This window comes from Pseudomonas sp. FBF18 (assembly GCF_024261405.1).
GTDB lineage: Bacteria > Pseudomonadota > Gammaproteobacteria > Pseudomonadales > Pseudomonadaceae > Aquipseudomonas > Aquipseudomonas palmensis.
Genome location: NZ_QKRS01000001.1, coordinates 22,519 through 34,708, shown reverse-complemented (window position 1 = coordinate 34,708; position 12,190 = coordinate 22,519). Strand labels below are relative to the sequence as shown.

14 protein-coding genes, 1 tRNA gene and 2 pseudogenes are annotated in these 12,190 nt (G+C 60.5%); 8 read left to right on the top strand and 9 right to left on the bottom strand.

Annotated features, from left to right (window positions below; translation table 11 throughout):
* The 4 genes and pseudogenes from DN387_RS00195 to DN387_RS00180 all read right to left on the bottom strand — a co-directional run.
* The coding region (locus tag DN387_RS00195) for a transposase (RefSeq protein ID WP_254506005.1) at positions 1-140 on the bottom strand (140 nt) is incomplete at its 3' end.
* Between the two features lie 67 nt (positions 141-207).
* Positions 208-390, bottom strand: a pseudogene (locus DN387_RS00190) (N-acetyltransferase family protein); the annotation flags it as partial.
* A pseudogene (locus DN387_RS00185) lies at positions 383-814 on the bottom strand (pyridine nucleotide-disulfide oxidoreductase); the annotation flags it as partial. The pseudogenes DN387_RS00185 and DN387_RS00190, both read right to left, overlap by 8 nt.
* 6 nt (positions 815-820) lie before the next feature.
* Positions 821-1,417 carry an RIP homotypic interaction motif-containing protein gene (locus DN387_RS00180; protein ID WP_054914900.1) on the bottom strand — a complete coding sequence of 199 codons (597 nt, stop codon included), beginning with the start codon at positions 1,415-1,417 and terminating at the stop codon, positions 821-823.
* Positions 1,418-1,892: 475 nt separating this feature from the next.
* Between DN387_RS00180 and DN387_RS00175 the strand changes: the two genes are divergently transcribed.
* Entirely contained in the window at positions 1,893-2,444 is a 552-nt protein-coding gene (locus DN387_RS00175) for a Panacea domain-containing protein (RefSeq protein WP_156326210.1), read from the top strand.
* A gap of 518 nt (positions 2,445-2,962) precedes the next feature.
* Here the strand turns inward: DN387_RS00175 and DN387_RS00170 are convergent.
* From DN387_RS00170 to DN387_RS00155, 4 genes are all read right to left on the bottom strand, one after another.
* Positions 2,963-4,075 (bottom strand): ImmA/IrrE family metallo-endopeptidase, encoded by a 1,113-nt coding sequence (locus DN387_RS00170; RefSeq protein ID WP_054914902.1) that lies wholly within the window; start codon positions 4,073-4,075, stop codon positions 2,963-2,965.
* Positions 4,072-4,734 (bottom strand): hypothetical protein, encoded by a 663-nt coding sequence (locus DN387_RS00165; protein ID WP_054914903.1) that lies wholly within the window; start codon positions 4,732-4,734, stop codon positions 4,072-4,074. Before DN387_RS00165 ends, DN387_RS00170 begins: the two co-directional genes overlap by 4 nt.
* A 378-nt stretch (positions 4,735-5,112) precedes the next feature.
* Positions 5,113-5,188, bottom strand: a tRNA-Thr gene (locus DN387_RS00160).
* A 56-nt stretch (positions 5,189-5,244) separates the two neighbouring features.
* Positions 5,245-5,673: a pilin gene (locus DN387_RS00155; RefSeq protein ID WP_054914904.1), complete on the bottom strand. Its 429-nt coding sequence runs from the start codon at positions 5,671-5,673 to the stop codon at positions 5,245-5,247.
* Between the two features lie 216 nt (positions 5,674-5,889).
* On the opposite strand from DN387_RS00155, the gene DN387_RS00150 reads away from it, so the two are divergent.
* From DN387_RS00150 to yacG, 4 genes are read left to right on the top strand one after another with little or no spacing between them, the layout of a single operon-like run.
* A complete protein-coding gene (locus DN387_RS00150) occupies positions 5,890-7,098 on the top strand; it encodes a type II secretion system F family protein (RefSeq protein ID WP_054914905.1) in 1,209 nt (402 codons plus the stop codon).
* A 2-nt stretch (positions 7,099-7,100) separates the two neighbouring features.
* Positions 7,101-7,970, top strand: a complete 870-nt coding sequence (locus tag DN387_RS00145; protein ID WP_054914906.1) for an A24 family peptidase — start codon at positions 7,101-7,103, stop codon at positions 7,968-7,970.
* Positions 7,967-8,590 (top strand): dephospho-CoA kinase, encoded by a 624-nt coding sequence (coaE, locus tag DN387_RS00140; RefSeq protein ID WP_054914907.1) that lies wholly within the window; start codon positions 7,967-7,969, stop codon positions 8,588-8,590. The genes DN387_RS00145 and coaE overlap by 4 nt, the downstream gene beginning before the upstream one ends.
* Positions 8,587-8,790, top strand: a complete 204-nt coding sequence (gene yacG, locus DN387_RS00135; protein ID WP_043860325.1) for a DNA gyrase inhibitor YacG — start codon at positions 8,587-8,589, stop codon at positions 8,788-8,790. The genes coaE and yacG overlap by 4 nt, the downstream gene beginning before the upstream one ends.
* Here the strand turns inward: yacG and DN387_RS00130 are convergent.
* Positions 8,787-9,476, bottom strand: coding sequence for an energy-coupling factor ABC transporter permease (locus DN387_RS00130; protein WP_054914908.1), 690 nt, complete (start codon positions 9,474-9,476; stop codon positions 8,787-8,789). The genes yacG and DN387_RS00130 overlap by 4 nt on opposite strands.
* Before the next feature lie 129 nt (positions 9,477-9,605).
* Here DN387_RS00130 and DN387_RS00125 point away from each other — a divergent pair, with 129 nt between their 5' ends.
* The 3 genes from DN387_RS00125 to DN387_RS00115 all read left to right on the top strand — a co-directional run bounded on the left by DN387_RS00125 (position 9,606) and on the right by DN387_RS00115 (position 11,963).
* On the top strand, positions 9,606-10,235 hold the full coding sequence (locus DN387_RS00125) for a DUF1780 domain-containing protein (RefSeq protein ID WP_054914909.1): 630 nt from the start codon (positions 9,606-9,608) through the stop codon (positions 10,233-10,235).
* Between the two features lie 168 nt (positions 10,236-10,403).
* Positions 10,404-10,577, top strand: a complete 174-nt coding sequence (locus DN387_RS00120) for a DUF3094 family protein (RefSeq protein WP_043860322.1) — start codon at positions 10,404-10,406, stop codon at positions 10,575-10,577.
* Between the two features lie 90 nt (positions 10,578-10,667).
* Positions 10,668-11,963 carry an NAD(P)/FAD-dependent oxidoreductase gene (locus tag DN387_RS00115; protein ID WP_043860321.1) on the top strand — a complete coding sequence of 432 codons (1,296 nt, stop codon included), beginning with the start codon at positions 10,668-10,670 and terminating at the stop codon, positions 11,961-11,963.
* Positions 11,964-12,190 lie beyond the last annotated feature (227 nt).

Sequence of the window (12,190 nt, the reverse complement as noted above, 5' to 3'; positions counted from 1 at the left end):
TTGTTGACCCATCGACGCAGGGCCGACTCCACCAAGCCGAGCGAACGGGCTGCTTCAATGTGACTGTAGCCTTGGTCGAGCACTAGGCTGGCAGCTTCGCGTTTGAACTCGGGCGTAAAGGTACGACGTTGCTTGGTCATCAGACACCTCTCTATGGCGAGCATTCTCGCCTAAATGGGTGTCCGGAATCATTAGGCCACTACACTCCTGCACCGCCAACAGATACGGGTAGGTTTGCGGCGTTATGGCAATCCGCTGACATATTTCCGCCACGTTCGGTACTGCCTCTTCGAAGGAGATGGCCGTGTTGAGCACGATGGGCGCGTAGATGGACTGGATCGTTTCTGCATCTTCCGGTCTAGCGACGCGAACCTCGATTCCGCTATGCACCCGGCTGCTCCAGGCTGTTCAGGTATTCGACTACTTCGTTGACGGTGCTGCTCGCAGTATGGGTAACGCCAATCAACGTCGCCGAGGGCAGGCCGGTCCAGTCACCATATCCGACAAGCCAGTGGTGCGGCTCGCGAATAGAGCGCACACCATCAACCTCGACCCTGCCGTTGTCATCCAGCACGTCCAGCTCCTGCAAGTGATCGAGCGCTGGCCGGAAGCCGGTACACCAGATCACTGCATCGACCTGGGTTTTCTAACCGTTGGGCCAGACGACCCCGTCAGGAGTAAATGAAATAATGGGCCTTACGGCTCGAAGAGCTCCTCGCTCATGAGCCCTAACCACCGAGAGCACCATGACGATATCCTCAATTCCGCCGACCGGTGCGTCGATAACACGGCCCTCCCGTTGAGCCTTGAGGCGCTACGGTTACCCCACTAGGCCCAACGCTGCGGGCAGCCCAGCTCCGACAGCAGCGCTCACGAGTGGATGCTCAAGGAACTTACTCAGCAGCCCCTTGGCTTCTTCTTTCTCCCTAAGGGAGGCATGGGCTGACTCAATGGCCGCCAGGACTTCCTTCATCGCAACTTGCAGATTCTGAACGTTGTGATCGCCTATCTGTATGCCCGTGGAACCATGGATTGTGATGTGATTCGTAGTCGTACCGGTGGCCGATTTTGGCTTGGCTCGAACCTTGGCCAGCTCAATTGCAAAGCAACCATCCATTCCGCCTAGACCGCTCTGGTAATTAACGTCCTCAACATCGAATTCCACCCTAGAGCCATTAGGCAGTAGTTGAAAAATTTTGTCCCCTTCCACTACATCCACATCATTCCCAATGATCGTAAGGCGCGGCTGAGTGAAACAGCATGAATGCCGCCCAACCTCTCGCCCTCCACGCTCTACGATTACGGTGTCTTCTTCCATATCAGCGAATGGGTTCACGTCCAGTCCTCGGTTGAACATCGAAGTGCCATCATAGGCTCCCCTCTTTTTCACTGCCAGCGGGTCAATTTGGCTCAGCATGGAGGCACCTCATAGATCGAAGACGCTATCCATGATCGGCCAACGGGCACGACACGCCCCCCCTCCCCTGTTACTGGGAAACGGTAGGGGTCTCAGTTGTCTCTCCAGAGGCACTGGCCTGTGATCTGAGATAACGGGAGCGGCTCAGACTTCGGAACCAGTTCGGCACCACGTAGAACGTGATGAAAATCGGATCACCACAGGATGCCCTAATGCGTCCTATTTTTTGCTCACTGTGGGATCGGTTTGCCATCATGTTGTCGCTTGCTTGCTTGCACGCTCCAAAAGCGTGCTATACCCAGATCAAGGATCGTGGTACTCAGCCGATAGGGTATGTATCAGGAGGGGCGTAGCTCGACCGCTCGTCAGCTACTTTGGGACGCCCCACTGGTTCTATTGACTAATGGATACATGCGCCCATAATTTCGCGCCCGCGAACCCGTAATGCCCATGGATGGCGCAAGAGAGGTGACTCTTGATTTTTTCCGAACAAAAAGTAGCCCACATGGCGGCTTTCTTTTTGGCTCGCCGCGAGGGCCCAATGGCCCACATCAAGCTGATGAAGCTGCTCTATTTGGCTGATCGCTTGAGCATGGAACGTTATGACGCTCCTATGTCAGATGATGCTCAGTGCAACATGAAAAACGGTCCAGTTCTCTCTGCAACCTTCGACCTGATGAAAGGCACCCGCAGAAGTGAATCATGGAGCTCGTTCATTTCCCCAATCCACGATAACGAAGTGACTCTGCAGAGAGACTTTGCATGGGATGAGCTTGATGAGTTGTCTCGGGCCGATTTGAGAATTCTCGACGAAGTGTTCGTCAAGTTCGGTCACATGAAGCGCTGGGACCTAGTGGAGTATGTCCATACTCTTCCTGAATGGGAGAACCCAGGCGACACCAGCAAGCCGATCGATCCTGAAGCAACCTTCAAATCCTTTGGGCTGAACGAGATGCAAGCTCATGAAAAGGTGGGGATGCTTCGAAGCCGCAAGTTGCTTGGTTTGAAACTCGCTGAGATGAAGTAATGCCGCCAAGGACTGTCTTTCAGCAGGGAACGCTCTTCATCCTCACTGGCCCTACACACCACCTGCACGTCGTTATGAACGATCCGGTTCACTGCGGAGAGTTGAACGATATGAGCGTGCTGGTGGTGAATTTCTCGACTGTTCAGAACGGAGCCTTTCATGATCCTGCATGCGTGCTCCAGGCAGGCTGCCATCCGTTCATCACTCGCGAGAGCTTTGTCTTCTATAGAGGGGCCACTGTGCTGAGAGTCCCGCGCCTAGAAGACCAGATTATCGCAGGGCATGTACGACCCGACTTACCTGTCGGCCAAAACGTATACGACCAAGTCCGAGCCGGTTTCGATGTGTCAGACTTGGTCGCGCCTAAAATCTCTCGCTATCTACGTAGACACGGCATCTAGGTTCCTGCAATCAGGTCTGGAAGGTGACTCGGCGGGGCGTTTAGGTCTAGAAGCTAATGTTTTGTACCAAAAAGCCGCCTGTGATGGCGGCTTTTTGGTGTAAAGGCCTTATACGGGTTAAGTTTTGACCAATCGTAGATCGGGCTTCTTTCTTGGTACGGTAACCGGTTGAGCTGCCAAGTCTCCGCTTATGGCAACGGGAGCCATACTGAACAGGATTGGAATCAGGTCATCAACCGCGACATTCAACTCTTTTGCAATTCCGCTCAAGGAGCGACCGGTATCTCTAGCGAGCCCCAAGACTTTTTGAAGCACCTGTGACGTTTCTCTCTGAGAACTCTCCGGCTCCTGAGTTCTGGCCCCCATCGTGGAAAGCTCGATACAGATACTTCTATAGATCCACTCCGAGAGAACGCTGGTTTTGTGAAGGCGGTAGGCCAACGCCATCGCCGAGACATTCCAGAGCTTTTTGGCGCGCACAATGTCCTTTACAGAGCGAATGTTCCAGCCGTGAGCGAGGATGCTTTGATAGGGCATGAGAAAGGCTGACGCGAAAGCATTCGCCTCATTCTCCACCTCTTTACCCTTGTTGCTGCCATGTCTGTGCAACACCAAGTGCCCGAGCTCATGGGCAGCATCAAACCGGCTCGCCTCTGCAGACTTCTGGGTATTCAGGAAAACAAACGGCGTGATGCCTTTTCTCCAACAAGAAAATGCGTTGACCTGATTGGTTTCTTCGGCCAAGGAAAAAACTCTGACGCCCTTCAGCTCAAGAAGGTGTACCAGATTTCTAATGGGTAGCTGACCTAACCCCCACTCAACACGTACCGCCTCTGCAGCGGCCTCGGGATCCATACCGGAACAGTCCGGAACCATAGGGCTCGGCAAGTTAAATCGCGAATCGATCCAGTCGCTAAGCATGTACGCAATACCACCGGCAGCAAGAGCGGCATCACGCTGGCCAGCAGTCATTCGTGAAAAAGAACGGAAGCTCGCATTTTCTTCCGTTGGGGCCTCGACATCGCGTCCACTAAAAAACGTAATCGGGAAGCCAAGGGCCTGGGCAATGCTGCCCAAGCTCTCTTCTGTTGGGAGCTGATCCCCACTCTCGTACAAAGAAATCGTCTTGCTGCTCAGCAATGTTGCGTCCGCAAGCGATTTCTTGGTCCATCCACGGCGTTGACGAGCTAGCACCAAACGGGCCGGATTGAAATCGCTTATGTCGTTCATGTTCTCGGTGTCACAGGAATATCGATAGAAGGGCTGGTGTCCGACCCACCGAAATCGTCGGGGGCATTAAGGTTCAGGGGCGGCATGATAAAGCGCGGCTGCCATCCGTCAATCTTGCCATTGTCGGCCATGTTCATCGGCCTAGAGAGTTCGTAATACACAACCTGGTTTTCCACATCGACGTAAAAAAGCAGCATCCAAAGGATCTGCTCAGCAGTCGTGTCTAGTGGGAGTCGTTGCCTATCGCTGGGTTCCACCGGGAACATGTCCATTTGGCGAACATTATAGTGAACGCTGCGACTGGTCCGGTTGCCTCTCTTATTACGTGTGAGCGGTATGGCATAGGGGTTGCCCGTATTCTCATCACCGCAACACAGCGTGATCGCATGCTTATTATCTGGGGAAACAATCCTTGGCTGATTGCTAGGATCCGTGGGCTTCCAGCCTTTGGGAATGGTCAACGCACGAAGCGCCTCCGTGCCATAGATCCAAGCCAATGTGCCCCTTGAGCCTTTCGGCTGCAGCGGGCCGGCATTCGAGGCTACACGGTAGCACTGGAGAGCAATCGTGCGTACCTCTTCAGCGGTGATGCCCAGCAGACGCTCAATCGCTTGCTCAGGTGGCAAGGTCTCAGCTTGATCCAGAAAATCCATGGCCATGGGGGGAACTCTCTTGTCGGGTTCCGATTTTTATACATCAATCGATGTAGAAAAAAAAGAAGCGCACTAAGAGTCACTTCGGACGCCTACTGGCGAGTTTGAGAGAAGAACGAGGCGGATAGAATCGCCAGCCCAATAGCGGAATTCCGCCTCCAATGACTCGCAAGTAGCTTGCGGTCGGCCATTGACCCGATCAATCCAGCCAGATGAGGAATCTGAAAAGGGGCAGAAATCCTAATGTTTCCCAGCATGTAAACCAGCCGATAGTCGGATCCAAGCTCGAACTCTTTCGAAGCTCAGTTCCTCCATCCTGCTAGCCCTGCGCTAGCCCGCCAAAAAAAACAAAAAAGCCTGCATCGCTGCAAGCCTTGATTTTACTGGTGCCGGAGACAGGAATCGAACCTGCGACCTTCGCGTTACGAGTGCGCTGCTCTACCGACTGAGCTACACCGGCGTGGCGACAACGCTACCATTGCCGCCACGCTTTCGCAAATCACTGTTTATCAACAGCTATTGCCCACCACTCGCCTGCACCGCGGTGCACCCGGCCGGGGCCAGGTCGGCCTCGATATCGGTGCTGCACGCCCAGCCCGTGGCCGAACGGGCCCAGGTCAGGTGCTTGCCCGCCACCGGCGCCGGCGCATCCACCAGCACGCATGCAAGGGTGCCCACACCGGTCGCCGCCACGCCCTGCGCACTCAAGGTGCAGTTGGCCGTGGTCGGCTGGCCGCCAAGGGCGACGACATCGGCCACGTCCTTGCCCTGGTTGATCTGCACTTCGAAGGCGGTCTTCAATGCCGACACCTCGGCCAGCGCCGCCGTGGCCTTGGCCCGCGCCTGGTGGTTGGTGTACATGGGCATGGCGATGGTCGCCAGAATGCCGATGATCGCCACCACGATCATCAACTCGATCAATGTAATACCGCGCTGTCCCTTCATGGGCACTCCCCTCGCAAAAACTCACAAATCCCGCCACGGGCACCGCCGCAGACCAGCGCGCCAGTAGGCCCGAACAGACACCTTTTGTCACCCTGCAGGTACTTAACCCAGCACCGCGCTCGACTACTCTAGTGGCCACCGGGCGGGATTGCCCGGGCCTATCACCCTGAAGCTGTTACAGGGTTTGTGACTGTCCACCGCTGCAGGGAGGTAGCGATGAACCACAAGACAAAAACCTATGCCTGGCAAGGCATCGACCGCTCCGGCACCCACGTGAGCGGGCACAGCAGCGGGCAGAACAGTGCGCTGGTGAAGGCGCTGCTGCGCGGTCGCGGCATACGCCCTACCCAGGTGAGCCCGGCACGCCGATTTACCCTGCAACTGCCCGCCTCGCTCGGCGCCCAGGACATCACCCGCTTCAGCCGCCAGCTGGCAACGTTGTTCAAGGCCGGCGTGCCGCTGCTGCAAGGGCTGGGCATGATCGCCGAAGGCATCAACAACCCACCGTTGCGCCACCTGCTGGGCACCCTCAAAAACGATATCGCCGCCGGCTGCGGCCTGGCCGATGCGCTGCGCAGGCACCCGCGCCAGTTCGACAGCCTGTATTGCAACCTGGTGGCCGTGGGCGAGCAAACCGGCTGCCTGGACAGCCTGCTCGACCAGCTGGCAACGCTGCAGGAAAAACGCCAGGCGCTGCGGGCCCGGCTGAAAAAGGCCATGGCCTACCCCGCGCTGGTGCTGCTGGTGGGGTTGGGGGTGGCGGCGTTGCTGTTGCTCAAGGTGGTACCGCAGTTTCAGGCCATGTTCGCAGGCTTCGGCGCGCCGTTGCCGGCCTTCACCCAGGGTGTCATCAACCTGGCCGACTGGCTGGGGCAGTATCTGCTGTGGGTGCTTGGGGTAATGCTGGCCACGGGATTTGCCCTGCGCCGCGCCTTCGAGCGTGAGCAGGCGGTGCGTTTATGGGTATTGCGCCAGGGGCTGCGCATGCCGGTTCTGGGCACGGTGATGCAGCATGCGGCACTGGCTCGTTTTGCGCGCACCCTGGCCACTTCGTTCAGTGCCGGCGTACCGCTCACCGAAGCCCTGGGGCCGGTGGCCGCCGCGTGCGGCAATACGCTGTACGAGCAAGCCGTTCTGCGGCTGCGCCAGGCCATCGGCAACGGCCTGTCGATGAGCGCGGCGATGCGCAACGAGCCGCTGTTCCCGTGCCTGGCGGTACAGATGTGCGCCATTGGCGAGACATCCGGCACGCTCGACGATATGCTCGACCGGATCGCCAGCCACCACGAAACGGCCGTCGACGAATGGCTCGACAACCTGGCCAGCCTGCTGGAGCCGATGATCGTGCTGATTCTCGGGCTGGTGGTGGGCAGCCTGGTGGTCGCCATGTACCTGCCGATCTTCCAGCTGGGCGATGTGATCTGACTATGGACCTGTTCGAAACCCTGGCCCGCCAGCCGCTGGCCTACCAATGCGTCGCCCTGTTGCTTGGCCTGATTGTGGGCAGCTTCATCAATGTGCTGGTGCATCGCCTGCCGATGATGCTGGAACGCCAATGGCGCTGCGAGGCCCGCGAAGTGCTGGAGCTGCCCAACCCGGCCGAGCCACGTTTCGACCTGATGCTGCCCCACTCCCACTGCCCGCACTGCCAGCACCGCATCCGCGCGTGGGAGAACATCCCGGTTCTGAGTTACCTGTGCCTGCGTGGGCGCTGTTCGGCCTGCAAGGCATCGATCAGCCCGCGCTACCCACTGGTGGAGCTGGCCTGCGCAGGGCTTGGCCTGTTCGCGGCCTGGCATTTCGGCTTCAGCGCCAGCGCGGCGGCGTTCATGCTGTTGAGCTGGGGCCTGCTGGCGATGAGCCTGATCGATATCGAGCACCAGTTGCTGCCCGATGTGCTGGTACTGCCGCTGCTGTGGCTGGGCCTGATACTCAATGCCTTCGAGGTGTTCGTGCCGCTGGACCAGGCGCTGTGGGGCGCCGTGGCCGGCTACCTGAGCCTGTGGACGGTGTACTGGCTGTTCAAGCTGGTCACCGGCAAGGAGGGCATGGGCTATGGCGATTTCAAGCTGCTGGCCATGCTCGGCGCCTGGGGCGGCTGGCAGATCCTGCCGCTGACGCTGCTGCTGGCCTCGCTGGTGGGCGCGCTGCTGGGCCTGGTACTGCTGCGCCTGCGCAACCAGCAGGCAAGCACGCCGATTCCGTTTGGGCCCTATCTGGCCATTGCGGGCTGGATCGCGCTGCTCTGGGGTGGTCAAATGACCACTTCCTATCTGCAATTTGCCGGACTGCAATGACCACACCCGCCTTCACACCCTGGATTCTCGGCCTCACCGGTGGCATCGGCAGTGGCAAGAGCGCCGCGGCGCAACGCTTCATCGAGCTGGGCGTGCACCTGGTGGATGCCGACCAGGCCGCACGCTGGGTGGTCGAGCCCGGGCGCCCGGCGCTGGCCAGCCTGGTGGAGCATTTCGGCCCCGGCGTGCTGCAAAGCGACGGGCAACTGGACCGCGCCGCCCTGCGCCAGCTGATCTTCAGCGACCCGGCGCAACGCCGCTGGGTGGAAGCCCTGCTGCACCCGCTGATCGGCCAGGAGATCTTCAGCTACCTGGCCAAGGCCGAGTCGCCCTATGCGGTGTTCGTTTCACCGCTGATGGTGGAGTCGGGCCAGTATCAGCGCACCCAGCGCCTGCTGGTGATCGACGCGCCGCAGGCCTTGCAGATCGAACGTACACTGCAGCGCGACCAGACCAGCCCCGAACAGGTGCAGGCCATTCTCAAGGCGCAGACCAGCCGCGAAGAGCGCCTGCGCCATGCCCACGACGTGATCGTCAACGACCGCGACCTGGCCTGGCTGCATTCGGAGGTCGACCGCCTGCATCACTTTTACCTGACTTTGCGTGGAGGCCAAGCATGAGCCAACCCCTGACTGTAGACTGCCCGACCTGTGGCGCCCCTGTTGAATGGAGTGCCACAAATACCTACCGGCCGTTCTGCTCCGACCGCTGCAAGCTGATCGACCTGGGTGCCTGGGCCGCTGAAGAGCACAAGATTCCGGTGGCACCGGATGCCGAAGACGAGCTGTTCTCCGGCGACTTCAACCCGCGCGAACACTAGCCGCGCGGTTCATCGTCCTTCCACGGGGCCTGCAGGTAGCGGGTCCGGTTGAAGGTTTCCAGCCACTCGGGGCAGAACACCACCAGCGCACTGATTACCATGCCGTTGATGAAGGCCTCGGGGAAGATGATCAGCCACAGGTAGCCGATGAAGTCCGACAGCCATTCGGGCATCACGAAGATACCGTCCAGCCACAGCCAGCCTAGGCTGGCCAGCAGGCACAGCAAGGTCGCCAGCGCGGCGGCGAAAAACCCCGAACAGAAGATGTACACGAACAGGTTTTTAGGCTGTGCGCGTTCCACCAGTATGGCCACCCCCTCCGTTACCAGCACCGGCAGGCCAATCAGCAGCAGGCCGTTGACGCCCATCGCCGCCAGGTCCTGACGCCCCAGCGCCACCAGCCCCACCTGCGCCACCAGGCCACCGACGATTGCCAGCGGCCAGTCCAGCAGCAGGGTCACGGCGGTCATGCCGATGAAGTGGTACGACACGCCGGTGTCGAAGTCGCGGCGTACCAGCCACAACGCGAACAGCGCGAAGATGGTGCCGAACAGCAGGTGCTGGCGCCGCCGGTCGGTGAACAGCTCGACCCACGGCACGCGCCACACCGCCCACAGCAGCAGCGGCACGTAGCACAGCCAGCCCAGCAGCAGGCTTTGTTCCGATAACACTTGTGCGCCAATCACGGCTGTCTGCCCCTTGTGTGCATTGCGCCCGACGATGGCTCATTCTACACACCGTTCCACGGCCTGTTGCCGCCATCCACCGGGCCTGGAATGCAGCGTTGTCATGATTTGGGCGCTAAGCTTGTGCCCATGGATGACTCAGACTACCTGCGCCTGCTAACCATTCAGGCCGAACAAGCCAATGCGTTCCTGTCCAATGCCCGCAAATGGGAGCGCGAGCGTTGGGTATGCCAGCGCCTGCTGCAAGGCCTGAACATCCCTTATCGCAGCGAGGACTTCACCGCCGCCGGTCAGGAACCACCCGACGTGCTGTTTCGCGATGCCGCCTTCGAGGTGTTCTTCGTGCTCGACGAAGGGCGCCGGCTCAACGACGAATGGCGCGAAGAGTTGCAGCGCCGGCGCAGCGCGTTCTCCCTTGCGCAGCTGGTAAGGCGCGAGGCCCGGCCGCGACGCATCAGTGCGCAGGAGCTGCTGCAGCGCCTGGCACCCACCCTGCGCAAGAAGTCGCACAACTACCGCGAACGCAACCTGGACCTGAGCGAACTGGACATCATTGCCTTCGCCAGCCTCAAGCGCGAAGTGCTCGACCTCAACAGCCACTTCCCGCCGCCCACAGAATACCTGCGCCAGGGCTGGCGCTCGCTGTCGCTGGTGGGCCCGACCTTCGCCCGGGTGCTGTTCGCCCACCCCGATGCGCCGGATTTTCTGCGCGCCAACCTGGGCCGCAGCATCGTCTTTGATGTGGGGATCAGCCTGTGATCGCTGCCCCCTGCCAAAGCGGGATGGCATAAATGCGGCGCGGGTGATACAAAGCGCAATCATTCGCTGTCACGAGCGCTTCGATCCCCCAGGTAAGCCTTTGGCGACGGACTACAGTGAACACTGTAGCGTTCCCACAGTCATATGCGTCTACCTGACGAGGCCTCCATGACCAGCCGCCTGAACCCCGAAGACCAGCGACGAGTCGATGAATACCTGCGTGCCCCCCAACACCAAGTCGAGCGCAAGCCTTTCAGGCCATGGCTGCTCCTTGCTCTGGTGGTGGGCGTGACGATCAGCCTTGGCCTGTTGAGCCGCCTCCTGAGCCACCTGGTGCTATGAGCTGCCTTGCGCTCGCCCGAACCGCCCGCCCTGCGCGGCCGGCCACTCAGGACCCAACCCAGAATTCCGCAAACCTTATGAGATATCCCCATGACTCACCGTATCGTGATTGTCGGCGGCGGCGCCGGCGGCCTGGAACTGGCGACCCGCCTGGGTAAGACCCTGGGCAAGCGCGGCACCGCCGCGATTACCCTGGTCGACGCCAACCTGACCCACATCTGGAAGCCGCTGCTGCACGAAGTGGCGGCCGGTTCGCTCAATTCCTCCGAAGACGAGCTCAACTACGTGGCCCAGGCCAAGTGGAACCACTTCCAGTTCCAGCTGGGGCGCATGAGCGGCCTGGAGCGTTCGAGCAAGCAGATCCAGCTGGCCGCCACCCTCGACGAGGACGGCCGCGAGCTGCTGCCGGCGCGCACCCTGGCGTATGACACGCTGGTGATCGCGGTGGGCAGCAACACCAACGACTTCGGCACCCTGGGTGCGGCGCAGCATTGCCTGTTCCTCGACACCCGCAAGCAGGCCGAGCGCTTCCACCAGCAGTTGCTCAACCACTACCTGCGCGCCCACGCCGGCGACCTTGCCAGCGAGAAGATCAGCGTGGCGATCGTGGGTGCCGGTGCCACCGGCGTGGAGCTGGCGGCCGAGCTGCACCATGCCGCCCACGAACTGGCCGCCTATGGCCTGGACCGCATCCAGCCCAAGGACATGCAGATCACCCTGATCGAAGCCGGCCCACGGGTGTTGCCGGCGCTGCCCGAGCGCATCAGCGTGCCGGTGCACAAAACCCTGGAAAAACTCGGCGTGACGGTGCTGACCAACGCGTCGGTGAGCGAGGTCACCGCAGACTCGCTCAAGACCGCCAACGGCGAGGTGATCCACGCCAGCCTCAAGGTGTGGGCGGCCGGTATCCGCGCACCGGCGTTTCTCAAAGACATCGACGGGCTGGAAACCAACCGCATCAACCAACTGGTGGTGCGCCCTACCCTGCAGACCACCCTGGACGATGACATCTTCGCGTTCGGCGACTGCGCCGCCTGCCCGCAGCCGGGCAGCGACCGCAATGTGCCGCCGCGCGCCCAGGCCGCCCACCAGCAGGCCTCGCTGCTGGCCAAAGGGCTCAAGGCGCGCCTGGAGGGCAAGGCTTTGCCCACCTACGCGTACCGCGACTACGGCTCGCTGGTTTCGCTGTCGCGCTTCTCGGCAGTGGGCAACCTGATGGGCAACCTCACCGGCAGTGTGATGCTCGAAGGCTGGCTGGCGCGGATGTTCTATGTGTCGCTGTACCGCATGCACCAGATGGCGCTGTATGGCACCTTCCGCACGCTGATGCTGATGCTCGGCAGCCGTATCGGCCGCGGTACCGAACCCCGCCTCAAGCTGCACTGACGGCTACCCCCGTCCGCCCCGGCGCCCTGCCGGGGCCGGATGGGCGTCAGGCCACTGGCGTGCGGTTGACCCGGAGCGAGCTGTATTTCGACGAGGCGCGGATGCGCGCACTACAGCCCCCTGCAGGAGGTGCTGGGCATAGGCAGTACCGCCAGCTGGCTGCACATGCGCTAAACCCCGCGCAAACGAAAAAGGGCACCTTTTGCAAGGTGCCCTTTTTCTGAAGA